This window comes from Streptomyces erythrochromogenes (genome assembly GCF_040684695.1).
Lineage (GTDB): Bacteria > Actinomycetota > Actinomycetes > Streptomycetales > Streptomycetaceae > Streptomyces > Streptomyces erythrochromogenes_C.
Genome location: NZ_JBFBGM010000024.1, coordinates 98071 through 122964 on the forward strand (window position 1 = coordinate 98071; position 24894 = coordinate 122964).

Consider the following 24894-nt stretch of genomic DNA (forward strand, 5'->3'; position numbering starts at 1 on the left):
CGTGTCCCCGCCTCGGTCGTCGACGGCGTCGGGTGACGGGTTCACACATCAACTCCTGTGTTCCGAGGGGTGGCGGCGGGGTGGGAGCGGGAGGAACCCGCTCGTGCGGGCGGCGTACTCCGCGTAGCCGGGGCGGCCGGCCATGTGCTTCTCCAGCAGGCGTTTTCCGCTGCCGACGGTCAGCAGCAGCGTCATGACGACCGGGGAGACCAGGCTCAGGAGGGCGGTGGGCCAGCTGGTGCAGGCCAGCAGGTACAGGCCCCACCAGACGAGGCTGTCGCCGAAGTAGTTGGGATGACGGGTCCAGCCCCACAGGCCTCGGTCCATGATGCGGCCCCGGTTGGCGGGGTCCTCCTTGAACCGGGCAAGCTGCCGGTCGCCCACGGCCTCGAAGCCGAGTCCCGCGGCCCACACGAGCAGCCCGAGCACACCGAGGATCCCCACCGGCGCGGCCGCGTACGAGGCCACCTGGACGGGCAGCGAGATCAGCCAGACCAGGGCGGCCTGGAGGAGGTAGACGGTGCGCAGCGCGTACCAGGTCCGGTTCCCGGGCGCTTTGTCGAGGAGCGCGGTGTAGCGCGCGTCCTCCCCGTGGCCGCGGGAGCGCCATGCGATGTGGGCCGACAGCCGCAGCCCCCACACGACGGTCGCCGCGGCGACCAGCAGCCGCCTTTCCGGGTCTCCGTGTCCGGCGGAGAGCAGGTAGCCGGTGGTGGCGACGGCACTGAAGGCGACTCCCCAGGCGATGTCGACGACGCGGTGCATGCGCAGGCGCGTTCCGACGGCGAACGCGACGAGCAGTACGGCCGTGGAGACGGCCGCGGCGACCGCGAGGTTGACGGCGAGGGCGGCCCAGGCCGTGCCGTTCACGTCCCCTCCCCGGTGGAGGCGGCGGCAGCCTGCCCGGCGCGTCTCATCGCGGGATCCCGTCGGTGAGGACGATCTGGCGGACGTCCAGGTAGCGGGAGCGGAACCCGGCTTCCGAGTAGGCCAGGTAGAACTCCCAGAGCCGCTGGAAGACGGTGTCGAAGCCCAGGTCGGAGACGGTCCGGTGGCTCGCGGTGAACCGTTCGCGCCACAGCCGCAGGGTCTGCGCGTAGTGCTCGGCGAAGCCCAGGTCGGACTCGGTGCGCAGGCCGGCCTCCGCCGCGTGCTCGGTGATGGCGCGGCGGGAGGGGATCAGGCCGCCGGGGAAGACGTACTTGCTGATCCACGTGTGCGTGGCGGCGGTGTTGAGCATCTGCCGGTGTCCCATGGTGATGGCCTGGAGGGCGACGCGCCCGCCGGGGCGGAGCGCGCGGCGCAGGGCGGCGAAGTAGGAGGGCCAGTACTCGGCGCCGACGGCCTCGATCATCTCGACGCTGACCACGGCGTCGTACCGTCCCTCGGCGTCACGGTAGTCGCACAGCCGGACGTCGACGCGGTCGCCGAGCCCGGCGGCGTCGATCCGGGCGCGGGCGAGTTCTGCCTGTTCGGTGGAGAGGGTGAGGGTGGTGACGCGGGCGCCGCGGGCTGCGGCGCGCAGCGCGAGCTCTCCCCAGCCGGTGCCGATCTCCAGCAGTTCGGTGCCGTCCGTGACGTGCGCGAGGTCGAGGAGGCGGTCGATCTTGCGGTGCTGGGCGGCGGGGAGGTCCTCGAACCGGGCGGGGAAGCCGGTGAAGACGGCGGAGGAGTAGCTGAGGGTCGGGTCGAGGAAGGTCGCGAACAGGTCGTTGGACAGGTCGTAGTGGCGGTGGATGTTCTCGCGTGCGCCGTGGCGGGTGTTGCGGTCGCGGCCGGGGCGGGCGGACACCCACAGCGCCCGCAGGCCGCGCAGCGGGGCCGGGACCAGGTCGTCGACGTGCGTGGCGAGGACGGTCAGCAGGCCGGGCAGGTCGTCGCTGTCCCATTCGCCGGCCATGTAGGACTCCCCGAAGCCGATCAGGCCGTCGCGGCCGATGCGCCGGTAGAAGGCGTCGGGGTCGTGGAGGGTGATGTCCGGGCGGCGGGTGGTGCCGGTTTCGGTTGCGGTGTGGTCGCGTACGTCCAGGGGGAGCCTCTTGAAGGCTCCGCCCACCAGGTGTGCGGCGACGGCGGTCCGGGCGGGGCTCGCGGCCGGCGGCCGGGCCACGTCCGGCCAGCGCGCGGGGTCCGCCCGCTCGGGGGACCCGGTGGCGCGGGCGGAGGTCCGGGGCCGGGAGTCCGGCGGCAGCGCCCGGTCGCCGGGCCTGCGCGGCTGGTGGTCTGTCGTGGTGGCCGTCGTCGTCGTGGTCATCGCGGTCGTCGTGGTGGTCGTGGTGGCCTGGCGGGTCACGGAACCATTCCCTTCTGCGGGGTGTGCCGGGGGCGGGGCTGTACGGGCAGGCCGCGCAGCAGCAGGCGGACGCCGTGGAGGCGGATCCCGGCCCAGACGGCGGCGGTCGACCAGGGCCTGCGGGCGGCGGCCCGCAGGAGGGCGCGGGGCGTGGCGGGGCGGGCGCGTCCCCGCACGGTGGCGGTGAACGGCCGGCCGGCCTCGGTGTCGAGGTGGACCGTCAGGTCGAGGCGTTCCCCGGGGAGCGGCAGGCGCATCCGGTAGTGGCCCTCGACCGGGAAGAACGGCGAGACGTAGAACCGCTTCTCGGCCCTCGTCCCGCCGCCGGCGTCCGGGTGCAGCAGGTAGCAGTGCCGCTGCCCGTAGGTGTTGTGGACCTCTGCCACGACGCACACCAGGGCCCCGGACGCGTCGTGGCACCAGTAGACGCTGAGGGGGTTGAAGACGAACCCGAAGACGCGGGCGTGGGCGAGCATCACCACGCGCCCGCCCGCGATGTCTATGTCGCGGGTGGCGAGGAACTCCTCCAGGCCGGCACGGATGGTGGGGGCGCGGCCCGCGAAGTGGTCACGCGGGTCGAACCGGGCGAGCGGGCGCAGCGCGCGGGGCAGGACCGGCAGCCGGTCGAGGTCCACGCACCACAGGTAGGTGCGGTGCCGGACGTCGTGGCGCACCGGCGCGGTACGGGTGTGGACGACCAGGCACTCGTACAGCGCGGCGGAGGGCGCCGCCTCCCCGGTCACCAGAGCACCCCCAGGGCGCGCGCGGCCGCCGCACCGGAGCGGCAGCCGTCCTCGTGGAAGCCCCAGCCGTGCCACGCTCCGGCGTAGGCGGTCACGCCGGTGTTCAGACGCGGCAGTTCCTTCTGCGCGGCGACCGAGGCGGGGGTGTAGACGGGGTGCTCGTAGAGCATGCGGCGCACCACTCGGCGGGCGTCCACGCGGTCGTCGGCGCCCAGGCTCACCACGTAGTCGGCGCCCTCGGGCAGGTTCTGCAGGCGTCGCATGTCGTAGCTGACGCGGACGGCTTCGGCGGAGGGGTCGCAGGTCGGCAGGTGGTAGTTCCAGCAGGCGCGGGCGCGGGGAGAGCGGGGCAGGAGGCGGGTGTCGGTGTGCAGGACCGTGGGGTTGGGCTCGTAGGTGAAGGCGCCCAGGAGCCTGCGCTCGTCCGGGGTGGGGTCGGCGAGGAGGCGGAGGGCCTGGTCGGGGTGGGTGGCGATGACGACGGCGTCGTAGGTGTCGGTGGCGCCGTCGCCGGTGGTGACGCGCGCCCCGCGGGCGGTCCGCGCCACCGCTTCGACGGGGCTGGAGGTACGGACGCGGTGCACGCTCTTGGCCACGGCGTCGACGTAGGTGGCGGAGCCGCCGGTGACGGTCTTCCACTGCGGGGAGCCCGTGACCGACAGGAGGCCGTGGTGGTGGAGGAAGGTGAAGAGGTGGGCGGCCGGGTAGGACAGCGCGGTGCGTGCGGGGCACGACCACACCGCGGAGACCAGGGGGAGGGCGAAGTGGCTGACGAAGTACGGGGAGAAGCCGCCCTCGCGGAGGAAGTCGCCCAGGGTGACGTGGTGGGAGGGCGGGTCGGCGAGCAGCCGCCGGGCCTTGCGGTGGAAGACCGGCACCTGCGCGAGCAGGTGCAGGTAGCGGCCCCGCAGCGCCGCCCGTCCGGTGAACAGTGCGGCCGGGCCGCGGGCGCCCGCGTACTCCAGCCCGCAGCCGTCGCACCGTACGGACATGCTCATCTCGGCGTCCTGGGTGGCGATCCCCAGCTCGCGGAAGAGCCGCAGCAGGTTCGGGTAGGTGCTCTCGTTGTGGACGATGAACCCCGAGTCCACACCCATGGGCCGCCCGTCCGGGCCGGACAGCTCATGGGTGTGGGCATGGCCGCCGAGTCGGACGTCGGCCTCGTAGAGGGTGACCTCGTACGAGCGCGCCAGGACGTGGGCGGCCGTCAGGCCCGCGATCCCGGCTCCGACCACCGCTGCTTTCCGGTCTTCCACCTCGGCACTCCCGCCACTCGACGCGCCGCCGGATGCGGTCGCTCACCCGTACTTCGCAGCGGACGGGCGGGTGGATTGGTGGCGGTGGGATCGCGGTGCGATGCGGTCGGGGACGGGCCGTTCTCAGGTGGGCAGGGCCATCAGGAGGAGGGGGGCGGTGGTGGGGCGGCGGGAGCCTCCGGCGGGTTCGAGGGTGAGACCGACGGCGCCGGCTCCGGCGGTGTCCCCGTCGATGAGGACGGTGCCGTCCTGGTGGATGAACCCGGCCGGCCGCATGGTGCCGTCGTGGTCGAGCCACAGCTGGTAGGTCGTGCCGGGAGCGGGAGCGGGCAGCCCGGCGGCGGTGAAGGCGGCCCTGTTCTGGCGTTCGGAGGCGACGACCGTGGTGGCCGCTCCGTTGCTGGCCCGGCCGTGCACCGTACGGGCGTCGGGTGCGGCCAGGACGGCGCTGACGTCGTCGAGGCGCTGCTCGGCCCGGATCGCCCGCTGCTGGTACTGCTCGCTCTGCTGGTTCTGCCAGGCGGCGACGCCCGCGAACGACGCGGCCGCGACCACACTGGCGGCCAGTGCGAGGGGGACGGCCCGGCGGCGCAGGGCGCTGCCGAAGCCGGCGGTCGGCGCGGAGCCGGTGACCCGCGGCGGCAGCTGGCGGACACCGTCGACGGCGGCCATGACGTGCTGCTTCATCGCCGGCGGCGGGGTCTGGGCGGCGGCGTCCGCCAGGCGTGCGGCGGTGGCCTCGAACTCCGCGACCTCCTCACGGCACGCCTGGCAGTGCGGCAGGTGGTCGGCGAACGCCACGCGCTCGGCGGGGTCCAGGGCGTTGAGGGCGTAGGCGGCGGCGAGGGTGTGGACGTCGGTGTGGTGTTGCTTCATGTGGTCACCCCCATGCAGTCGCGGAGCCGGATGAGCCCGTCGCGCATGCGTGTCTTGATGGTGGGCAGCGGTGTGCGCAGGGCTTCGGCGACCTCACGGTAGGTCAGGCCACGGTAGTAGGCCAGCGTCACGGCCTGGCGCTGGAGTTCGGTCAGGCCGCGCATGCACCGGCGTACCTGCTCGCTCTCCAGACGGGTCTCGACCTGCTCGGCGACCTCGTCGAAGGCCGTCTGGTGCTCGCGGGCGGCCTGGGCCTGTTCCCGGTCGGCGGACGCCTGGGCGGAGCGGACCCGGTCCACGGCCCGCCGGTGGGCGATGGTCGCCGCCCAGGCGGCGACGCTGCCCTGGCCGGGCCGGTAGCGGGCGGCCTGCCGCCACAGGTCGATCATGACCTCCTGGGCGACCTCCTCCGACTGGGACCGGTCGCGCACGACGCGGACGACGATGCCGAAGACCATGGGCGCGAGGGCGTCGTAGAGGGAGGAGAAGGCCTGTTTGTCTCCGTGGGCGACCTTGTCCATGACCTCGGCGAGGTCGCTGCGGCCGGCATGACTCGCCCTGCCGGAGCGGCCCGGCCCGAACGGGATTGGTTGGTTCACCGGGCGGGCTCCGGCCGGGGCGACAAGGCGAAGGGGCAGCCGGTGCCGGCCGTCCGGGGGCGGGGTGTCCATCGCATGGTGGTCCTTGTCCTTGTCCGTGGTCTCGTCCGCGGCACGGGGCCGTGTCGTGCGGGGTGTGCTGTGGGTGTGTGAGTGGGGGGAGGTGGGGTGTGCTGTGTGGGGTGTGTGGGGTGTGCTGTCCGACCGCTTCTTCGGGTTCTTCGTAGCGGACGCGCGTACGGATGGCCCGACATTTGGCAAAAGCAGCAGATGAACGTGTCGGCGCTGTCGGGCGGGCGGTTCGGTGGCGTACCCTCCCCCGCCCGTGCCACGGCTCAGTGCGCGGGCCAGGTGACCACCGCGATGACCTGCTTGCCGAGGGGTGCGGGGCTGACGAAGAGTTCGGCGCCGAGGGCGCGGATGATCTCCAGCCCGCGCCCGCGGGTGGCGAGGCGGCCGCGGCTCTCGTGCCGCCGGGGCAGTGACGGGGAGGCGTCGCTGAGGGCGATGCCGGCCCGGCCCGATTCCACGCTGAGGGTGAGCGCGTAGGGCGGCGGGGCGTGCTGGACGGCGTTGGCGGTCAGCTCGGAGACGATGACGAGGATGTCCTCGGCGGTGTCGTGCGGGCAGGCCACGGGGTGGACGGCGAGCAGCCACGCAGCCATGCGGCGGGCCTCCCGTGCGGCCTGCGGCCCTGGTGGCAGGGGGTGGTGCACCGTTGACGGCCGCGTGAGGGGTGCGGTGGCGAGTGCGGTGTCCATGACGCTTCCTGGTTCCTGATCGCGGAGGGCGGATCGGCGGGGGTCCCGGGGCGCTGCCCCCGGGACCCCCGCCGCTCCCCGGCCGGTGCTACCACTTGTCGTGGCAGTTCCAGTGCCCGGGGACCCAGTGGTTCACCGCGTGGCCGGGGACCCAGTGCTGCTTCCAGTAGCCCTTGCTCCACCAGCCGTCGTGCCACTTGCCGTGGTGGTCGCGGTAACCCTCGTGCCAGGTGCCCTGGTGCCACGTGCGTTCCCAGTGGCCCTTGCTCCACTTGTGGGTCGTCCAGTGGCCCTTGACCCAGGTGCACCGGTCGTGGTGACGACGGTCCCAGCGGTCGTGCCGGTTGTCCCGGTTGTCCCGGTCATGCTTGCGGTCGCGGTTCCAGTCGCGGTCGCGGTTTCGATCGCGGTCGTTGTCACGGTCGCTGGTGAGCGCGGAGTTCGCCGTCGCCGGGGCTGCCGCGGGGGCGGCGCTCGCCGTGCCGGACAGGCCCAGCAGTGAGCCACCGGCCAGCAGTCCTGCGGACGCGGCTCCGACGACCAGGCGCCTCATGTGCCGTGTTGCGGTCATCGGGCTCACCTCCTCCCTTTCATCAGGTTCGTCAAGCATTCGGCTTCGTCTGCTCCTTCACCATCTGGAGCGTCACCACAGATTCGTGACGAACGGAGTGAAGGATTGGCAAGAGCGTCAGAACGTCATATCTCTCTCCCTTCGGAGTGCGTGCCGTGAACCCTGTCGACCCTGTCCGGACCGTCTCGCGCTCGGCGCCGGTTCGGAGTTCGGGTCCGGGTCCGGGTATGGGTGCGGCCTTGGCTGCCGCATCGGGTGGGCTACCTGAGCAACGGCTCGTCCTCCCGGCTCCCCGAACCGCCGGAGTGGCCCGACCGGCTCTGCGCGGGCCCCTGGTCGGGGGCTTCCTGAACCCGCTCGTTCCGCGGCAGGGAACCGGACTCCCGCCCGGACCCCGGCTCCCCGCCGCGGCCGTCCGTACCGGACTGCCGGTGCCCGGTCCCTTCGCCGGAGGCCTGTTCCCCGGGCTGGACGCCGTTGCCGGTGCCCGATCCCTGCCGGGGCGCCTTGCCGGTGCCAGTGCCTGTGCCTGTGCCGGTGCCGGTGCCCTGGCCTGTCCCCTGGACCGCGCCCTGGTGGGACCTCGTACCCGTGCCCTGCCCCGGCACCTTGCCGCTGCCCTGGCCGGAACCCTGCCCGGGAGTCGTGCCGTTGCCCTGACCGGATCCCTGTCCCGTAGCGCTGCCCGTGCGCGGGGCGGGCTGCCGGCCGGGGGCCTGGCCCGTGCCCTGCCCGGAACCCCCGCGGGGAGCCTTGCCCGTACCCTGACCGGAACCCTCGCCCGTGCCGTGGCCGGTACCCCGGCCCGTCTCCTGCCGGGAGTTCTGGCCCGGAGCCTTCCCCGTTCCCTTGTCCGGCCCCTGGCCGGTCCCTTGGCCGGTTCCTTGGCCCTGGCCGGAGCCGTTGCCCGGCTCCCCTCCCGGCACCTTGCCGGTGCCGTTGCCCTTTCCCTGGCCGGGCGCCTTGCCCGAACTCTCGCCGGCCTCCCGGTCCGGGCCCTTGTCCGTCGTGCCACCAGGCTGGTGGGGGACCGTCCCGGGGGCCCGGCCCGACCCGTTGCCCGACCCCTGCTCCTGTCCCGGCGCTTTCTCGGGGGGCTCGCCCTGACCCGGCACCTTGCGGGTGCTCTCGCCGGTTTCCTGGCCCGGCACCTTGTCCGGCTGCCCGCCAGGCTCGTGCGGCACCGACCCCGGCTCCTCGCCCGGGCGGGTCTCCGGCACCTGGCCCGTGCCCTTCTCAGGCACCGTCGCCGGCGCTTTTCCCGGCTGCTCGCTCTGCCCCCTGCCTGACTCCTTGCCCGGCACATCGCCGGGACGCTTCCCCTGGCCCGTGCCCGGCTCCTTCGCAGGTTCCTTGCCCCGGCCCGTGCCCGGCTCCTTGCCGGGGACGGTCTCAGGTGTCCCCGGGTCCTTGCCCCGGCCGGGATCCGACTCCCCGTCCGGCACCCTTCCCGGCTCCTTTCCCGGAACCGGCTCGGGTGCCTTCCCCGAGTCCTTGCCCTTCTCAGGCACCGTCGTCGGTGCTTTTCCCGGCTCCTCGCCCTGACCCGTGCCGGGCTCCTTGCCGGGCACATCACCGGGGACCTTCCCCTGGCCCGTGCCCGGCTCCTGGCCGGGGGCGGTCCCGGGAGCCTTCCCCGGTTCCTTGTCCGGCACCTTCCCCGGCTCCTTGTCCGGCACGTTCCCCGGCGCCTTCCCCGGGGCCGTTCCGGGAGCCTTCCCCGGCTCCTTGCCCCCGGCCGGATCCGACTCCCCGTCCGGCGCCTTTCCCGGCTCCTTGCCGGGGACCGGCTCGGGCAGCTTCCCCGGGTCCTTGCCCCGGGCCGGATCCGGCTCCTGGCCCGGCGCCTTCTCCGGGACCGTGCCAGGGGCCTTGCCCGGGTCCTTGCCGCCGCCCGCGCCGGGTTCCTGCGGCTTCTTCCTCGGCTTCTGGTCAGGGACCTTGTCCGGTGCCGCCCCCGGCACGTTCGCCGGCTCGTGGCCCCGGTCGCTGTCCAACTCCTTCGCGGGGGCCTGGTCCGGAACCCTGCCGGACTCCTCCGCAGGGTTCTTCCGCGGCTCCTTGCCGGGCTGCTTCCGGGGGCCTCCCACGGGCTCGCGGGCGGGGCCGGGGACCTCCGGATTCCGCTGCTCCGTGTCGGTGGCCGGGTTCGTGCGGACCGAACCCTGATGGGCCGGCGGCAGGGCCGGGTACGGCGACCCGGCCGGCCGGCCCGGCGGCGGTTCGACCTCGCGGTCGGCCCGTCCACGCGCCGCCCCGCTCGGGCGCTCGTACCACGCCTTGCGGTCCCGGTCGAAGACCGTGACGGCCTTCACCGGCTTCGCGGCCGGTTTGACCGCCACCAGCTCGGCGGAGCGGAACGAGGACCACTCCTTGCCGCTGAGCCGGGCCTTCCCCTGGACCGCGACCGGCGGCGTCAGGGGATTGCCGCACGCGCACCGGACCCGCGGCACACCGTGACCGTCGACCAGTACGGACGTACCGGCCTGCAGGATCGCCTGGTAGCCGGTCGGGGCGTCGTCCTTGTACCCGTGGTTGGTGACCCGGGTGTCCCAGCCCAGCCGGACCGGCGTGAGCGAGCGCAGGTAGGCGGGGACCCCGGCCGGCCGGACGCCCACCGCGGTGGCGAAGGCGTTCCCCTTGTCCGTGTGCTCCGTGAGGAACTTGATCTGCTTCTCCACGTCGCAGCTCGCGATGTTGCGGGTGCCCCCGTAGAGCCCGGGGTGGCCGCCGTCGACCTCCAGGGTGCGCGCGCCGCTCGTACCGCCCTGCACCGTGCCGGTGCTCTCGGGCGGAGCGACGGGCTCCTCGGGCCCCGTGGCCGTCGAGGGGGTGAACGGATCGGGCCCGGCCGCCGCGGCGGCCTCCAGGAAGACCTCGCCGCCGGCCGCGGTGTTGCCGCCCAGCACGGTGAAGCCGAGGACCACCGCCGAGACGACGACCGCCGCCGTGCTCGCGCTGACCACGGTCCTGCGCGACCTCCAGCGACTCTTCGGGCGCCCTCCGTCCCCGCTGTCGGGCGGAGGCACGGAAGACGCCGAAGGGTGGGACGGGGGCGGCGGCGGAGGCATCGGCGGGGGCGCGTCGGGCACGGGTGCGGGCTGCGGTTGCGAACCCTTGCCGGACAGCGGGCCGGGGGGCGGGCCCGAAGGGTGCTCGGACGACGAGGACAGGGAACTCATGACGCCCGCCCCCTGACATGTGGCACCGGACCAACGATGGTGACTCGCATGCGCTCGCTCCTTCTGGCCGTCAACGCCTCCACATCCCGGAGGGGAACCGTCGGAACCGGTGCCGTGAACCGGTAGCCGGCGACACCGATGGGGCCACGTGGTGGGTGTGCGCCCTGTGAGCCCGTGTCTTGAGTAAGCCGTCCGCTCCCCCGCCGCGTCATGTCGCGACCATTCGGGACTTGACAGCCCCGGCGGAAGACCCGCTAGGAGGCCTCGGGGCCCGTCCCCGGCAGGGTCGCGGCCCGGTCCGCGACCAGGCGGACCGCCGCGATCGTGAGGTCCGGGTCGTGGAGCTGGACGTAGTGGTCACTGCCGGTCGCCAGCAGGTGGGGGGTCTGCGGCCGCAGCGCCACGAGCGCCTCCTGGGCCTCGGGCCAGGCCCTCTCCAGCTTCGCCAGGAGGTCCCTGGACATGGTGGCCGGCGCGGCGAAGGGTTCGGTCTTGCTGAGCACCGCGACCGGTACGGGCGGGAGCGGGCCGCCGCGATCGAGGGCGGTGACTCCGCCGTCGATGTCGACCTGCTCGAATGCGGGGTCGGAGTCGAACGGCGTACCGGGCTTGCGGAGCGCTTCGACGTACGCCGGCCAGTCCGCCCCCATCGCGGGCTTCAGCGCGGGCCCCAGCGCGTCGACGAGGACCAGTCCGCGCGTGCGCTCCGGGTGCTCCTGCGCGTACCGCAGGGCGAGCATGCCGCCGAAGGAGTGCCCCACGAGCAGGTACGGGCCCGGCACGCGGGCGGCGGTCAGCAGCCGGTCCAGGTCCCGGACCATGGCGGGCAGCGTACGCGTGCCCCGCACGGGCGTGCTGCGGGTGGTGAGCGCGAGCGGCTGCGTGTAGCGGATGGTGCCGGGACGGTCGTAGGCGCACACGCGGGTGAAGGCGGCGACGCCGGGGAACACGGCGGGGGCCTTGGGCACGGGCGGGGTGGTGTCGGTCAGCGACCACGTGTCGGAGGAGTCGTGCAGCCCGGAGACCAGCACGACGGTGGGGCTTCCGGTGCCGGAACAGTGCAGGTACAGGGACCGGCCGCCGCCGATGTCCACGCGCTGCTCGATGTCCCCGCGCTGCCCGGTGTCCCCGCCGCCGCTCGGCCCCGGTGTGCCGGCGACCAGCAGTACTACGGCCATCACGGCCACCACCGCGCCGGGGACCCGCCATCGCATGCCCTCAGCTTCCCGCGCCGCGCATCACCCCGCGAACGCGGTCGCCTTGACACCCAAAAGTGTGAGTGGTTTATTACTCACATGAACACGGAACGACGACGCCAACTCTCCTCGGCCGAAGAGCGCCGCGAGACCGTCCTGAGGACGGCCATCGGGGCCTTCGCGGCCCGCGGCTACTTCGGCACGACGACCACCGAGGTGGCCAAGGCGGCCGGGATCTCCCAGGCCTACGTCTACCGGCTGTTCCCGAACAAGGAGGCACTGTTCACCGCGGTCGTCGAGCGGTGCTTCGCACGGGTCCGGACCAGCCTCGAAGAGGGTGCCGCGCAGGCGCGGGGCAGCAGCCCGGAGGCCGTGCTGCACACCATGGGCGACACGTACGCCCGCCTGATCGCGGACAAGGACCTGCTGCTCGTCCTGACCCACGCACAGGCGGCGGCCGTGTCGGAGGCCGCCGTGCGCGAGGCCGTGCGGGCCGGTTACGCCCGCATGGTGGAGTACGTGCGCGGCGCGTCGGGCGCGGCGGAGGCCGACGTCCAGCAGTTCTTCGCCACCGGCATGCTCTGCCACCTCCTGGTGTCGCTGGACGCGCACGAGGTGGACGCACCCTGGTCCCGGACCCTCTCGGCCGGCATCCGGCACTACTGACGGGCGACGGCCGGGCCCCGGCCGGGCGGACCCTCGCGGTCCGCCCTCCTTTCGGATCAAAGAGTGAGTGGTCAACCACACACAGGAGAGCAGGTATGTACGCCACCCCGCCCCACCGACAGACCGCCACGGCGACCCTCGCGGCGCTGGCCGCCGCCCAGTTCGCGGTCACCCTCAGCACCTCGATCGTGAACGTCGCCCTTCCCGCCGTGCGCGACGGGGTCGGGCTGTCGGACGCGGGCATGTCCTGGGTCGTCAACGCGTACGGCCTCGCCTTCGGCGCCCTGCTCCTGCTCGGCGGCCGGGCGGCCGACCTCCTCGGGCGCCGCCGCGTACTGGCGGCCGGCCTCGCGCTCTTCGCCGCGGCGGCCGTCGCCGCCGGGCTGGCGAGCACGCCCTGGATGCTCGTCACCGCCCGCACGGTCCAGGGCGTCGGCGCTGCCGCGGTGGCGCCCGCCGCGCTCTCCCTGGTCATGCGGCTCCATCCGCCCGGGCCGGCCCGCGCCAGGGCCCTCGGTGTCTGGGGTGCCGTGTCCGGCGCCGGCGGCGCGGCCGGGGTGCTGCTCGGCGGGATCCTCACCGAAGGGCCCGGCTGGCCCTGGGTGTTCCACGCCTCCGGCATCGGCGCGGCGCTGGTCCTGGCCGCCGCCCTGCGCCTGGTACCGGCCGACCCGAAGGAGGACGACGGCCCCCGCCCACGGCTCGACGTGGCCGGATCCCTCACCGTCACCACCGGCCTGGTCGCGCTCGTGTACGGGCTCACGGCCGCGGGACGCTCCGGCTGGACCGACCCCCTCGTACTCGGCTCCTTCGCCGCCGCGGCCGCCCTCCTCGCCCTCTTCGCCCTGCTCGAACGCCGCCACCCGGCCCCGCTCCTGCCCGCGAGGCTCCTCACGCGCGGCGCCGTGGGCCCCGCCAACCTCGTCATGGCGCTGCTCGGCGCGGTCTGGGTGGGCCTGTTCTTCTTCCTCCCCCTCTACCAGCAACAGGTCCTCGGTGCGGGCCCCCTGGAAGCCGGACTGTCCCAACTTCCGCTGGCCGCGGCGAACATGCTCGGCTCCGGCCTGGCACCCGTACTCGCCCGCCGCATCGGCCCGCACCGGACCCTCCTCGCCGGGCTGGCGACCCAGGCCGCCGGCTTCCTATGGCTGGCCCGGATCCCCGCCGACGGCACCTTCCTCGTCCACCTGCTGGGGCCCGTGCTCCTCGTCGGAGTCGGCCTCGGCGTGGCCTTCGTCCAGCTCACCGGCTCCGCCGTGAGCGGCGTGGAGCCCGCCGACGCGGGACTGGCCGGCGGGCTCGTCAACACCACCCGTCAGATCGGCGGCGCCGTCGGCCTCGCCGTACTGGGCACCCTGGCCGCCGCCCGCACCGCCGCCGCACCGCCGGACCTGCCGCACGCCGCGGCCCTCACCGAGGGGTACCGCAGCGCCTTCCTCCTCTCCGCCGCCGTCCTGCTCCTCGGCGCGGCCCTCACCCCGCTGCTCGCCCGCAGGACGCGGGCCGCGGGGGAGACCGTCCCCACTCCCCCACCGCTGCCCTCTCCCCGCCCGTCCCACCCCACCCGCTGACCACCTCACCGAAGGAGTACCTCCCATGACCACGCACCCCACCGCCGTCGACACCGAGGCCCCCGTCGTCGTCGCCCTGCAGACCACGGTGCACGCCCCGCTCTCCACCGTCTGGGACCTGCACACCGACATCGCCGCCTGGGCGGACTGGAACACCGACGTGGACCGGGTGGAGTACGCCGGTCCGCTGGCGCCCGGCACCGCGTTCCGCTGGCTGACCCACGGCCTGGACATCACCTCCACCGTCCACCAGGTCGTCCCCGGCGAGCGCATCGTCTGGGGCGGGCCGGCCCACGGCATCGACGGCATCCACGTCTGGACGTTCCAGGAGACGGCTCCGGGCACCGTGACGGTGCGCACCGAGGAGTCCTGGAGCGGCGAGCCCGTCGCGGCCCGCAGCACGGAGATGGAAGGCGTGCTGCGGCAGTCCCTCGAAGCCTGGCTCGCCGCCCTGAAGGCCAAGGCCGAGGCCCTGGCGGGGGCCGCCGCTGCCGCCGAGCGGCACTGATCGCGCTCCCTCCCCGCCCGTCCCCTCCCGTCGTCCCACCGTCAGAAAGCCGAGGCATTCTCCATGACCAGCACCGCCAAGCCCTACCTGACCGGCCACTACACCCCCGTCACCGACGAGATCACCGCCACCGGCCTGCACGTCGAGGGGACCCTCCCGCCCGAGCTGACCGGCCGCCTCATCCGCAACAGCCACAACCCCAAGCCCGGCATCACTCCCACCCACTGGTTCAAGGGCAGCGGCATGGTCCACGGCATCCGGCTGCAGGACGGCCGCGCCGAGTGGTACCGCAACCGCTGGGTCCACACCCCCGCCCTCGACGGCGCCCCCTACATGACCGACAAGGGCCCCGACCTGACCGCCAGCACGGCGGGCACCCACGTCATCGAACACGCCGGCCGGCTCCTCGCGCTGAGCGAGGCGGCCCTCCCCTTCGAGCTGACGGCGGATCTGGAGACCGTCGGGGCCTACGACTTCGGGGGCAGGCTGACCTCGGCGATGACCGCCCACCCCAAGGAGGACCCGGTCACCGGCGAACTCCACTTCTTCGCCTCCTCCCCCTTCCCGCCCTACCTGATCCACCACGTCGCCTCCGCCGACGGGAAGGTGCTGGAGAGCCAGGAGGTGCCGGGCGCCAGTGCGGCGCTCAAGCACGACTTCGCGATCACCGAGCACTACGTGGTGTTCCTGGAGGGCTCCGTGACCTTCGATCCGGCCGAGCACTCGGGCATCCCGTACGGCTGGAACGACGAGCAGGTCTCCCGGATCGGCGTCATGCCGCGCACCACCGCGGGCGCGGGCGGCCGGGCCCGCGAGATCCGCTGGTTCGAGATCGGCCAGGGCTACGGCATGCACTTCGCCAACGCCTACGAGGACCCGTACGGGCGGATCGTCGTCGAGGGCCCGACCGTGGGCCGGGACGGCTGGCAGCGGTCCTGGAACTGGTGGGTCGGCGCCGCGGACCGCGGGGCCGAGCCCAACGTCGGTTCGCGCAGCACCCGCTGGACCGTCGACCTCGCGGCCGGATCCGTCAAGGAGGAGCTGACCGACGACCTCACCGTGGAGTTCCCGACCATCAACGAGGCCTTCCTCGGCATCGAACACCGCTACCAGTACGCCCTGGCCTTCCCCGACGACCTGGGGATCGCCGCCCACACGCTCGTCAAGTACGACCGCACCACCGGCGCCCGGCAGCTGCTGCCCTTCGGGGCCGACCGGCTCCCCAGCGAGGCCGTGTTCGTACCCGCCGAGGGCGCGGGCGCGTCGCAGGAGGACGCCGGGTACCTGCTGACGGTGGTGAGCGACCTGAGGGCGAACGCCTCGCAGCTGCTCGTCCTGGACGCCTCCGACCTGACCGTCCCGCCCGTCGCGACCGTCCACCTGCCGCGCCGCGTCCCGGCGATGATCCACGGATCCTGGATCCCCGACGCCGCCTGATCCCGCCCCGCGGGGGAGCGGCACCCCCACGAAGCCCCGAGTGCGCGACCCTCCGCGCTCGGGGCTCGCGGCGTTCCCGCACCGGGTGAGCCGCGTCTCACCTGAGGGCCGCCGCTTGTCTATGCAACGAGTTGCATAGCAGGATCGGGGCATGGCGCTCGAACACGCGATCCTCGTCTCCCTGCTGGAGAAGCCGGGTTCCGGCTACGAGCTGGCCCGCCGCTTCGAGCGCTCGATCGGCTACTTCTGGACCGCCACGCACCAGCAGATCTACCGCGTGCTCAAGCGCATGGAGAACGACGGCATGCTCGCCGTCCGTACGGTCCCGCAGCAGGGCCGGCCGGACAAGAAGGTGTATTCGGCCGCGGATCCCGGCCGGGCCGCGCTCGCCCAGTGGCTCCACGAACCGATCGAACCGGAGAGCCTGCGGCACGACCTCGCCGTGAAGATCCGCGGGGCGGCCTTCGACGACCCGGCCGCCCTGATCCGCGAGGTCGAACGGCACCAGCAGGCCCACCGGGACCGCCTCGCCCGGTATCTCGCCGGCGAGCTGCGCGACTTCACCGGGCCCGGCGCCCCCGCACCGCTCGACGCCGGTCAGGAACTCCAGCACGTCGTGCTGCGCGGCGGGATCGCGCAGGAGCGGATGACGATCGCCTGGCTCGACGACGTCCTGGCCACCCTCCACCGGCTCGGCCGCACGGCGCCGCCCCCGACCGGCTGAGCCCCGGCCGGCCGGGCCCGGGCCGGCCCGCCAGCACCGCGCGCCCCGCTCCTCGTACCCCCTTCGCTTCCTCCCTCCGCGCACCCGCGCGAACCCGACCCGACCCCTCGGAAGGTGATCCGCCGTGTCCGACCCCCTGCTCTTCCACCCGCACACCTACGACCCCGCCCACTTCGACCCCGAGACGCGCAGGCTGCTGCGCGCCACCGTCGACTGGTTCGAGGCCCGCGGCAAGCGGCGGATCATCGAGGACTACCGCACCCGTGCCTGGCTGGCCGACTTCCTCGCCTTCTCCGCCAAGGAAGGGCTCTTCGCGACCTTCCTGACCCCGGCCTCCGCCGCCGGTGGGGACGAGTCCGACAAGCGCTGGGACACCGCCCGGATCGCGGCCCTCAACGAGATCTTCGGCTTCTACGGCCTCGACTACTGGTACGCCTGGCAGGTCACCATCCTCGGCCTCGGCCCGGTCTGGCAGAGCGACAACGCCGCCGCCCGCGAGCGCGCCGCGCACCTGCTGTCGGAGGGCGAGGTGTTCGCGTTCGGCCTGTCCGAGAAGACGCACGGCGCCGACATCTACTCCACCGACATGCTGCTGGAGCCTGACGAGAACGGCGGGTTCCGCGCGAGCGGCTCCAAGTACTACATCGGCAACGGCAACGCCGCCGGGCTCGTCTCCGTCTTCGGCCGCCGCACCGACGTCGAGGGCCCCGACGGCTACGTCTTCTTCGCCGCCGACAGCCGCCACCCGGCGTACCGGCTCGTCAAGAACGTCGTCGACTCCTCCAAGTACGTCAGCGAGTTCCGCCTGGAGGACTACCCGGTGGCCGCCGAGGACGTCCTGCACACCGGGCGGGCCGCCTTCGACGCCGCGCTCAACACCGTCAACGTCGGCAAGTTCAACCTCTGCACCGCCTCGATCGGCATCTGCGAGCACGCGATGTACGAGGCCGTCACGCACGCGCACAACCGGATCCTGTACGGCCGGCCGGTCACCGCCTTCCCGCACGTGCGCCGCGAGCTGGCCGACGCCTACGTCCGCCTCGTCGGGATGAAGCTCTTCAGCGACCGTGCCGTCGACTACTTCCGCTCCGCCGGCCCCGACGACCGCCGGTACCTGCTCTTCAACCCGATGACCAAGATGAAGGTCACGACGGAGGGCGAGAAGGTCATCGACCTGATGTGGGACGTGATCGCCGCCAAGGGCTTCGAGAAGGACAACTACTTCGCCCAGGCCGCCGTCGAGATCCGCGGGCTGCCGAAGCTGGAGGGCACGGTCCACGTCAACCTCGCGCTGATCCTCAAGTTCATGCGCAACCACCTGCTGGAGCCGGCCGAGTACGCGCCCGTGCCGACGCGGCTCGACGCGGCCGACGACGACTTCCTGTTCCGGCAGGGGCCGGCCCGCGGTCTGGGCTCCGTACGCTTCCACGACTGGCGCCCGGCGTACGACGCCTACGCCGCCGTGCCGAACGTCGCCCGGTTCCGTGAGCAGGCCGACGCGCTCGCCGAGTTCGCGGCGACCATCGCGCCCGACGAGGCGCAGGGCCGCGACCTGGACTTCCTCCTCTCGGTGGGGCAGCTGTTCGCCCTGGTGGTCCACGGGCAGCTGATCCTGGAGCAGGCCCGCCTGACGGACCTGGACGAATCCGTGCTGGACGAGCTGTTCTCGGTGCTCGTGCGCGACTTCTCCCAGCACGCCGTCGAGCTGCACGGCAAGGACTCCAGCACGCCGGAGCAGCAGGCCTGGGCCCTGGCCGCCGTCCGCCGCCCGGTCGTCGACGAGGCCCGCGCGGCCCGCGTCTGGGCCCGCGTCGAGGCCCTCTCCGGCGCCTACGAGATGGCGCAGTAGTCAGCCCCCACCCCTCGGCGGTCCGCACGCCACCACCGTGCGGACCGCCGAGGGGCGCGCTCTTCGGGCCGCGTCCCCGCCGGTCAGCGCAGGGATTCGGCCGGAGGGCGCTCGCGGAGGGCTCCGTAGGCGATGAAGTACGCCGGGATGCGGTTCAGCCAGGGTGATTCGGTGACGAGTTCCGTCATCCGCTGGGCGCGTCGGGGGTTGCCGAAGGCGGTACGGCCGTCCAGGAGCGGCTCGAAGACCTGGGTGTGTGCCAGGCGCTGGAGGCCCTGGGTGGCCACGGTCGTGGGCCAGCGGCGGCGCTGGACGCGGCGTACGTCGTGCAGTCCCACCGTGCCCTCGCGCAGCGGACGCACGAGGTGGCGGGCCGCGGCGACGGCGTCCTGCACGGCGAGGTTGATGCCGATGCCGCCCACGGGTGACATCGCGTGGGCGGCGTCGCCGATGCACAGCAGTCCGGGGCGGTGCCAGCGGCGCAGGCGGTCCAGCCGTACGTCGAGCAGTTTGACCTCGTCCCAGGAGGTGACGGCGTGGCTGCGGTCGGCCAGCCACGGGGCGGCCTCCGCGAAACGGGTCATGAAGCGCTCCAGGCCCTCGGCGCGGCGCTCGGCGTCGGTTCCCTTGGGGATGAGCGCGGCGCACTGCCAGTAGTCGCCGCGGTCGATGAGCGCGGTGAAGAACCGGTCGCCCAGGCCGCCGACGAGCCCGCTGGGGTCGTCCTCGTGGCGCGGGAGGCGGAACCACCAGGCGTCCATCGGGCACGGGAAGTGCTCCAGGCCCAGTTCGGGCAGCGCCCTGGCCAGCGAGCCGCGGCCGTCGCAGGCCACGGTCAGGGTGGCCCTGAGTTCGCCGGTGGTGCCGTCCGCGGTGCGGTACCGCACCCCGTTGACGCGGCCGCCCTCGATGAGGAAGCCGGTCGCCTCGGTGTCCATGCGCAGGTGGAAGGAGGGTTCCCGGCCGGCTTCGTCGGCGAGGAGGTCGAGGAGGTCCCACTGGGGCACCATCGCGATGTAGTTGTACGGGCCGTGCAGGGCCCCGATGTTCCCGACGGTGACCAGGGACCGGTCCGGCCCGATGGGGAGCTGCACCGTGGTGACGCGGCGCTGCGGGAGCCGGGCGAAGCGTTCGCCGAGGCCGATGTCGTCCAGCAGGGACAGGGTGGTGGGGTGCACGGTGTCCCCGCGGAAGTCGCGCAGGAAGTCCCCGTGTTTCTCCAGCACCGTGACGTCCACCCCGGCGCGGGCCAGGAGGAGCGCCAGCACCATTCCGGCCGGTCCGCCCCCCACCACGCAGCAGGTCGTTCGCTCCACGGCCACCACTCCCTTCGCGGCGATCGGGGATCGGTCGATCCCCAGGGGACGTCATACCGCACCGGCGGCGACGGCCCCGGCGGGACACTCCCCGGTCCCGCGTAGGCTCGACCCGTGCCAGCCTCTCGTCTCCACCGCGTCGCCGTCCTCGTCCTGGAAGGCGCGAAGCCGCTCGACGTCGGCATCCCCGCCCAGGTCTTCACGACCCGCGCGAGCATGCCCTACGAGGTGCGGGTGTGCGGTGCGTCCCCCGGGCTCGTCGCGGGCGGCGACGGGCTGTCGTACCACGTGACGCACGGGCTGGACGCCCTGGCGTGGGCCGACATCGTCTTCGTCCCCGGCTACCGCTTCCCGGACCGTGAGGACCCGCCGCGGCCGGTCCTCGACGCGCTGATCGCCGCCCACGAGCGGGGCGCCAGGCTCGCCGCCATCTCGACGGGGGCGTTCGCGCTCGCCGCGACGGGCCTGCTCGACGGCCGGCGCGCCACGACGCACTGGCACTACGCCCGGGCCCTGACGGCCAAGCACCCGCTGGTCCGGGTCGACGAGAACGTCCTGTTCGTCGACGAGGGGAGCGTCCTCACCTCGGCGGGCGCCGCCTCCGGCATCGACCTGTGTCTGCACATCCTGCGGAGCGACCTGGGTGTGGCCGCGTCCAACCACGCGGCGCGGCGCCTGGTCGCCGCCCCCTACCGCAGCGGCGGCCAGGCGCAGTACGTGCCGCGCAGCGTGCCCGAGCCGCTCGGTGAGCGGTTCGCCGCCACGCGGGAGTGGGCGCTGATCCGGCTGGGCGAGCCCCTGACGCTGGAGTCGCTGGCCCGGCACGCCGGGGTGTCGCCGCGTACGTTCTCGCGGCGGTTCGCGGAGGACACCGGCTACACGCCGATGCAGTGGGTCATGCGCGCCCGCGTGGACGTGGCCCGGGAACTGCTCGAACGCTCCCAGCGGGGCGTCGAGCAGATCGCCGCCGACGTCGGCCTCGGTACTGGCGCGAATCTGCGGCTGCACTTCCAGCGGATCCTGGGCACCACCCCGACCGAGTACCGGCGCACCTTCACGAAGGGCGAATAGGCCGGTGGGGGGGCGTGTGAGGGGCTCTTCAGGGGCCCGTGAGGATCTCGCCAGCCGTCTTGGCGAGATCCTTTTGAACAGTGGCGATCACGCCGCTTTCGTGGGCGGGCGCGGGCGGCGAACCTGATGGCGAACGAAAGGGACTCGCTCATGACTCGCATCGCCATCAACGGATTCGGCCGCATCGGACGCAACGTGCTGCGCGCGCTGCTCGAACGCGACAGCGACCTCGAGGTCGTCGCCGTCAACGACCTCACCGAGCCGAAGGCCCTCGCACGGCTGCTGGCGTACGACAGCACCTCCGGCCGGCTCGGCCGCCCGGTGACCGTCGACGGGAACACCCTGGTCGTCGACGGCCGCCGCATCACGGTGCTGGCGGAGCGCGAGCCGGAGCAGCTGCCCTGGGGCGAGCTCGGGGTCGACATCGTGCTGGAGGCCACCGGCCGCTTCACCTCGGCCGACGCCGCTCGCGCCCACCTCAAGGCGGGGGCGAAGAAGGTACTGGTCAGCGCGCCCTCCGACGGTGCCGACGTGACGCTGGCGTACGGCGTGAACACCGACGCCTACGACCCGGCCGTGCACACGATCGTCTCGAACGCGTCGTGCACGACCAACGCGCTCGCCCCGCTGGCCGCGGTCCTCGACGAGCTCGCGGGCATCGAGCACGGCTTCATGACGACGGTGCACGCCTACACGCAGGAGCAGAACCTGCAGGACGGCCCGCACCGCGACCCCCGCCGCGCCCGCGCCGCCGGCGTCAACATCGTCCCGACCTCGACGGGCGCCGCGAAGGCGATCGGCCTGGTGCTGCCGCAGCTCGACGGCAAGCTGTCGGGCGACTCGATCCGCGTACCGGTCCCGGTCGGCTCCATCGTGGAGCTCAACACGACCGTCTCCCGCGAGGTGACCCGCGAGGAGATCCTCGAGGCGTACCGCGCCGCGGCCGAGGGCCCGCTGGCCGGCGTGCTGGAGTACTCGGAGGACCCGCTGGTGTCGTCCGACATCACCGGCAACCCCGCCTCGTCGATCTTCGACTCGGAGCTCACCCGCGTCGAGGGCCGCCACGTCAAGGTCGTCGCCTGGTACGACAACGAGTGGGGCTTCTCGAACCGCGTGATCGACACCCTCACGCTCCTGGCCGCGGGCTGAGCAGCCGCCCCCGCCGTCAGTGACCCGCGCTCCGGCCGGCCCTCGGGCCGGCCGGAGCGTGCCGTTTTCAGGGGTCGCCGTATTTCAGGGGTCGCCGTATTTCAGTGGTCCCGTATTCAGTGGTCCCGTATTCAGTGGTCCCGTATTTCAGTGGTCCCCGTAGCGCATGCGGCCGAGGGCCGTCATGGGCCGGTCGTGGGCGGCGACCGGGGCCGGCAGGCACGTGGAGCCCGTGAGGTAGCGGTCCACGGCGGCGGCCGCCGCCCGGCCCTCGGCGATGGCCCAGACCACGAGCGACTGCCCGCGGCCCGCGTCACCCGCGACGAACACCCCGGGCGCCCGACCGCCGCTCGCCGCGAAGCCGGCGTCCCGCGCGTAGTTGCCGCGCTCGTCGTACTCCAGGCCCAGCTGCTCGCACAGGCCGCCCGCCCGTTCGGGACCGGAGAAGCCGAGGGCGAGCAGGACCAGCCCGGCCGGCAGGACCCGTTCCGTGCCCGCCAGGGGGCTGCGGCCCACCGGCTCGACGGCGGTCAGGTGCAGGGCCCGTACCCGGCCCGCGGCGTCCCCGTCGAAGCGCAGGGTGGCGCAGGCGAACAGCCGGGGGTCGCGGCCCTCGCGCCCGCGGGCCTCGTCGTGCGCGTGGGAGATCCGGTACGTCCTCGGGTAGACGGGCCAGGGTTCGTCGTCTGTGCGGCCGGGACCGGGCTCCGGGTTGATGTCGAGCTGGACCACGGAGATCGCGCCCTGCCGCAGGGCCGTTCCCATGCAGTCGGAACCGGTGTCGCCGCCTCCGACGATGACCACGTGCCGGCCCTCCGCGGTGATGGGCGGCGCGGGCAGGTCGCCCTCCCTCACCCGGTTGGCGCAGGTCAGGTAGTCCATGGCCTGGTGGATGCCGTGGAGCGCGCGGCCGGGCACCGGCAGTTCCCTGCGCTCGCCCGCTCCGACCGCGACGACGACGGCGTCGCACCGGCCGCGCAGCGCGCCCGCGTCGGTGTCCGACGCGGTGGCCGTGCCGTCGGCGCCCCCGACGTCGTGTCCCGTGACGAACACCGTGCCCTCGGCCCGCATCTGCTCGATCCTGCGGTCCAGGTGCGCCTTCTCCATCTTGAACTCGGGGATGCCGTAGCGCAGCAGGCCGCCGATCCGGTCGGCCCGCTCGTGGACCGTGACCGCGTGCCCGGCCCGGGTCAGCTGCTGCGCGGCGGCCAGTCCGGCCGGACCGGAGCCTATGACGGCCACGGTCCTGCCACTGCGCCGCTCGGGCGCTCTCGCCGCCATGTAGCCGCGGCGCAGTCCCTCGTCCACGATGGCCTGCTCGACGTTCTTGATGGTCACCGGTTCCGCGTTGATCGTCAGCACGCAGGCGTCCTCGCAGGGGGCCGGGCAGAGCCTTCCGGTGGCCTCGGGGAAGTTGTTGGTCGCGTGCAGCCGCTCGTACGCCGCGCGCCAGTCGCCGTGGGCGGCGTAGGCGTTCCACTCGGGAATGAGGTTCCCGAGGGGGCAGCCGGTGTGGCAGAAGGGGATCCCGCAGTCCATGCAGCGGTCGGCCTGCCGGGAGACGAGCGGGAGCAGGGCCTGGCCGGCGTACACCTCGTGCCAGTCGCCGAGCCGTTCCTCGACGGGCCGGGCGGGGACGGGCTCGCGGGGGATCCTGAGGAAGCCGAAGGGATCGGTCACGCGCCGCCTCCCTGGATCGTTCGCGGCGGGGTGTGAGGGGGTTGTACGGGGCGGGCGCACCGAGGTCCCGGCGCGCACGTGCAGTGGCGGTCCGACCAGGTTACGCCGACCGGGTGGCGGGTGCGCGGGACCGCTCGGCCCCGCGCACCCGCCGGGGTCACCCGCGCAGCAGGGCGCAGACGAAATCCTCCTGGACCTCCCGGACGTGTGCGAGGAGCTCGGGGTTGTCGGTCAGGGACGTCTGCGTGGTGATGGAGAAGGTCAGCGAGCGCTTTCCGTCCGCCGTGGCCGCCGCCAGCTGCGTGTAGCCGGGCGTGTTGCCGGTGTGGCCGTACACGGTGCCGCAGCGGGTGGTGTAGCGGTAGAGGGCCAGGCCCGCCGCGGTACGGCCGGGGCCGGGGGGCTGGGACAGCGCGCCGGGGATGAACCGGAACTGCTCGCGCCGGGTGCGCTCCGAGACGAGGGTGCCGCCCGCGTAGCCCCGGATGAAGGCGGTCAGGTCCTTGGGCGTGGAGACGATGCCGCCGGCCGCCCAGGCTCCCGAGGCGCTGATGGCCTCGCTGACGTCGACGGGCCCCTCCTGGGGGTCGATCTGGTAGCCGTGGAGGTAGGGCTCGGGGAGCCGGTAGCCCTGGGGGAGGCTGGTGGCGGTCAGGCCCAGCGGCCGGTACACGAGCTCGCGCAGCAGGGTCTCGTACCGGCGTCCGGTGGCGGCCTCGGCCATCAGGGCGACGGCGATGTTGTCCGAGTTGGAGTACGCGTAGCGGCTGCCAGGCCGGAATTCGAGGTCCTCGTCGGCGACGAAGTCCAGCAGGCGCCGGGATTCGAAGTGGTGGCGGGGGTCCTCGGAGATGATGTCGATGAAGCCCTGGGAGGCCGAGTAGTCGGGCAGTCCGCTGGTGTGGTTGAGGAGTTGGCGCAGGGTCACCTCGTGCCACTGGTCGGGCTGGCCGGGCAGCACCTCGCCGATCGTGTCGTCCAGGCGCAGCCGGCCGCGGTCGACCAGGCTCAGGGCCACCGCTCCGCTGAAGGCCTTGGCGACGCTGGCGATCCGCATGTGGTCGCTCGCGCTCGGCGGCCTGCCGCTCTCCACGTCCGCCACGCCCGCGCGGTACACCTTCGTACGGTCCCCGTCGCGCAGGACGGCGACGACTCCGGGCGGCCCGTCGGGGCGCTCGACCAGTGCGCGGAGCTCCTGGCGCAGGGCCGCTCCGCGGTCCGGGGGCGGGTTGCGGTCCGCCGCCGCCTGCGCGGGCAGTACGGAGGCGCCGAGCAGGGCGCCGCACACGGCGGTGGCGGCGGCCAGGCGCAGCGAGGGGCGGAACCGGCGGGCGTGGCCGTACGGGCGTGGGGACACGGCGGGACCTCCAGGGGGGTGCGGAGCGCGGTGGCCCACGATGGCAGGGGGCGCGGCGAGGGCGGCGCCGACGCGGCCGCGCGCGGGCG

Annotated in this window: 21 protein-coding genes; 8 read left to right on the forward strand and 13 right to left on the reverse strand. The window is 73.7% G+C overall.

Annotated features, from left to right (window positions below; all coding sequences use genetic code 11):
* Nucleotides 1-48: 48 nt before the first annotated feature.
* The 10 genes from AB0O53_RS29200 to AB0O53_RS29245 all read right to left on the reverse strand — a co-directional run bounded on the left by AB0O53_RS29200 (nt 49) and on the right by AB0O53_RS29245 (nt 11495).
* On the reverse strand, nt 49-870 hold the full coding sequence (locus AB0O53_RS29200; protein ID WP_365199597.1) for a DUF1295 domain-containing protein: 822 nt from the start codon (nt 868-870) through the stop codon (nt 49-51).
* 43 nt (nt 871-913) lie between these two features.
* Nucleotides 914-2254: a class I SAM-dependent methyltransferase gene (locus AB0O53_RS29205; RefSeq protein WP_434094449.1), complete on the reverse strand. Its 1341-nt coding sequence runs from the start codon at nt 2252-2254 to the stop codon at nt 914-916.
* 35 nt (nt 2255-2289) lie between these two features.
* Nucleotides 2290-3039 (reverse strand): DUF1365 domain-containing protein, encoded by a 750-nt coding sequence (locus AB0O53_RS29210; protein WP_435886690.1) that lies wholly within the window; start codon nt 3037-3039, stop codon nt 2290-2292.
* On the reverse strand, nt 3033-4292 hold the full coding sequence (locus AB0O53_RS29215; RefSeq protein WP_350997311.1) for an NAD(P)/FAD-dependent oxidoreductase: 1260 nt from the start codon (nt 4290-4292) through the stop codon (nt 3033-3035). Before AB0O53_RS29215 ends, AB0O53_RS29210 begins: the two co-directional genes overlap by 7 nt.
* Before the next feature lie 123 nt (nt 4293-4415).
* On the reverse strand, nt 4416-5168 hold the full coding sequence (locus AB0O53_RS29220) for an anti-sigma factor (protein ID WP_365199604.1): 753 nt from the start codon (nt 5166-5168) through the stop codon (nt 4416-4418).
* A complete protein-coding gene (gene sigK, locus AB0O53_RS29225) occupies nt 5165-5767 on the reverse strand; it encodes an ECF RNA polymerase sigma factor SigK (protein ID WP_350997316.1) in 603 nt (200 codons plus the stop codon). The genes AB0O53_RS29220 and sigK overlap by 4 nt, the downstream gene beginning before the upstream one ends.
* Nucleotides 5768-6102: 335 nt before the next feature.
* The gene (locus AB0O53_RS29230) at nt 6103-6528 is read right to left on the reverse strand and encodes an ATP-binding protein (protein ID WP_350997319.1); all 426 of its coding nucleotides are present in this window, start codon (nt 6526-6528) and stop codon (nt 6103-6105) included.
* An 88-nt stretch (nt 6529-6616) separates the two neighbouring features.
* Nucleotides 6617-7099: a hypothetical protein gene (locus AB0O53_RS29235; RefSeq protein WP_365199608.1), complete on the reverse strand. Its 483-nt coding sequence runs from the start codon at nt 7097-7099 to the stop codon at nt 6617-6619.
* Nucleotides 7100-7359: 260 nt separating this feature from the next.
* Nucleotides 7360-10065, reverse strand: a complete 2706-nt coding sequence (locus tag AB0O53_RS29240) for a DUF6777 domain-containing protein (protein WP_365199609.1) — start codon at nt 10063-10065, stop codon at nt 7360-7362.
* A 470-nt stretch (nt 10066-10535) separates the two neighbouring features.
* Nucleotides 10536-11495, reverse strand: a complete 960-nt coding sequence (locus tag AB0O53_RS29245; protein ID WP_365199611.1) for an alpha/beta fold hydrolase — start codon at nt 11493-11495, stop codon at nt 10536-10538.
* An 81-nt stretch (nt 11496-11576) separates the two neighbouring features.
* On the opposite strand from AB0O53_RS29245, the gene AB0O53_RS29250 reads away from it, so the two are divergent.
* The 6 genes from AB0O53_RS29250 (at nt 11577) to AB0O53_RS29275 (ending at nt 18232) form a co-directional block, all read left to right on the forward strand.
* Nucleotides 11577-12143, forward strand: a complete 567-nt coding sequence (locus AB0O53_RS29250) for a TetR/AcrR family transcriptional regulator (protein WP_365199614.1) — start codon at nt 11577-11579, stop codon at nt 12141-12143.
* 95 nt (nt 12144-12238) lie between these two features.
* On the forward strand, nt 12239-13714 hold the full coding sequence (locus tag AB0O53_RS29255) for an MFS transporter (protein ID WP_350997333.1): 1476 nt from the start codon (nt 12239-12241) through the stop codon (nt 13712-13714).
* Between the two features lie 25 nt (nt 13715-13739).
* Nucleotides 13740-14222: an SRPBCC family protein gene (locus AB0O53_RS29260; RefSeq protein WP_350997336.1), complete on the forward strand. Its 483-nt coding sequence runs from the start codon at nt 13740-13742 to the stop codon at nt 14220-14222.
* A gap of 63 nt (nt 14223-14285) precedes the next feature.
* A complete protein-coding gene (locus tag AB0O53_RS29265; protein ID WP_350997339.1) occupies nt 14286-15659 on the forward strand; it encodes a carotenoid oxygenase family protein in 1374 nt (457 codons plus the stop codon).
* A 151-nt stretch (nt 15660-15810) separates the two neighbouring features.
* Nucleotides 15811-16383, forward strand: a complete 573-nt coding sequence (locus AB0O53_RS29270) for a PadR family transcriptional regulator (RefSeq protein WP_350997341.1) — start codon at nt 15811-15813, stop codon at nt 16381-16383.
* Between the two features lie 124 nt (nt 16384-16507).
* A complete protein-coding gene (locus tag AB0O53_RS29275) occupies nt 16508-18232 on the forward strand; it encodes an acyl-CoA dehydrogenase family protein (RefSeq protein WP_350997343.1) in 1725 nt (574 codons plus the stop codon).
* Nucleotides 18233-18315: 83 nt separating this feature from the next.
* Here the strand turns inward: AB0O53_RS29275 and AB0O53_RS29280 are convergent, their stop codons facing one another.
* Complete coding sequence (locus tag AB0O53_RS29280) at nt 18316-19548, reverse strand: FAD-dependent oxidoreductase (RefSeq protein ID WP_350997345.1); 1233 nt, start codon at nt 19546-19548, stop codon at nt 18316-18318.
* Nucleotides 19549-19662: 114 nt separating this feature from the next.
* Between AB0O53_RS29280 and AB0O53_RS29285 the strand changes: the two genes are divergently transcribed.
* Nucleotides 19663-20619 (forward strand): GlxA family transcriptional regulator, encoded by a 957-nt coding sequence (locus tag AB0O53_RS29285; protein WP_350997348.1) that lies wholly within the window; start codon nt 19663-19665, stop codon nt 20617-20619.
* A 150-nt stretch (nt 20620-20769) separates the two neighbouring features.
* Entirely contained in the window at nt 20770-21768 is a 999-nt protein-coding gene (gap, locus tag AB0O53_RS29290; RefSeq protein ID WP_350997350.1) for a type I glyceraldehyde-3-phosphate dehydrogenase, read from the forward strand.
* Nucleotides 21769-21915: 147 nt separating this feature from the next.
* Here gap and AB0O53_RS29295 read toward each other — a convergent pair whose 3' ends face one another.
* The gene (locus AB0O53_RS29295) at nt 21916-23448 is read right to left on the reverse strand and encodes a glutamate synthase subunit beta (RefSeq protein ID WP_365199621.1); all 1533 of its coding nucleotides are present in this window, start codon (nt 23446-23448) and stop codon (nt 21916-21918) included.
* 157 nt (nt 23449-23605) lie between these two features.
* A complete protein-coding gene (locus tag AB0O53_RS29300) occupies nt 23606-24805 on the reverse strand; it encodes a serine hydrolase domain-containing protein (RefSeq protein WP_350997356.1) in 1200 nt (399 codons plus the stop codon).
* Between the last annotated feature and the right edge of the window lie 89 nt (nt 24806-24894).

Excerpts from the sequence above, each read along its gene's own strand:
- AB0O53_RS29205 (WP_434094449.1), bottom strand. The coding sequence starts at position 2,254 with ATGACCACGACGACGACGGCCACCACGACAGACCACCAGCCGCGCAGG.
- AB0O53_RS29220 (WP_365199604.1), bottom strand. The coding sequence starts at position 5,168 with ATGAAGCAACACCACACCGACGTCCACACCCTCGCCGCCGCCTACGCC.
- AB0O53_RS29230 (WP_350997319.1), bottom strand. The coding sequence starts at position 6,528 with ATGGACACCGCACTCGCCACCGCACCCCTCACGCGGCCGTCAACGGTG.
- AB0O53_RS29235 (WP_365199608.1), bottom strand. The coding sequence starts at position 7,099 with ATGACCGCAACACGGCACATGAGGCGCCTGGTCGTCGGAGCCGCGTCC.
- AB0O53_RS29245 (WP_365199611.1), bottom strand. The coding sequence starts at position 11,495 with ATGCGATGGCGGGTCCCCGGCGCGGTGGTGGCCGTGATGGCCGTAGTA.
- AB0O53_RS29250 (WP_365199614.1), top strand. The coding sequence starts at position 11,577 with ATGAACACGGAACGACGACGCCAACTCTCCTCGGCCGAAGAGCGCCGC.
- AB0O53_RS29255 (WP_350997333.1), top strand. The coding sequence starts at position 12,239 with ATGTACGCCACCCCGCCCCACCGACAGACCGCCACGGCGACCCTCGCG.
- AB0O53_RS29260 (WP_350997336.1), top strand. The coding sequence starts at position 13,740 with ATGACCACGCACCCCACCGCCGTCGACACCGAGGCCCCCGTCGTCGTC.
- AB0O53_RS29265 (WP_350997339.1), top strand. The coding sequence starts at position 14,286 with ATGACCAGCACCGCCAAGCCCTACCTGACCGGCCACTACACCCCCGTC.
- AB0O53_RS29270 (WP_350997341.1), top strand. The coding sequence starts at position 15,811 with ATGGCGCTCGAACACGCGATCCTCGTCTCCCTGCTGGAGAAGCCGGGT.
- gap (WP_350997350.1), top strand. The coding sequence starts at position 20,770 with ATGACTCGCATCGCCATCAACGGATTCGGCCGCATCGGACGCAACGTG.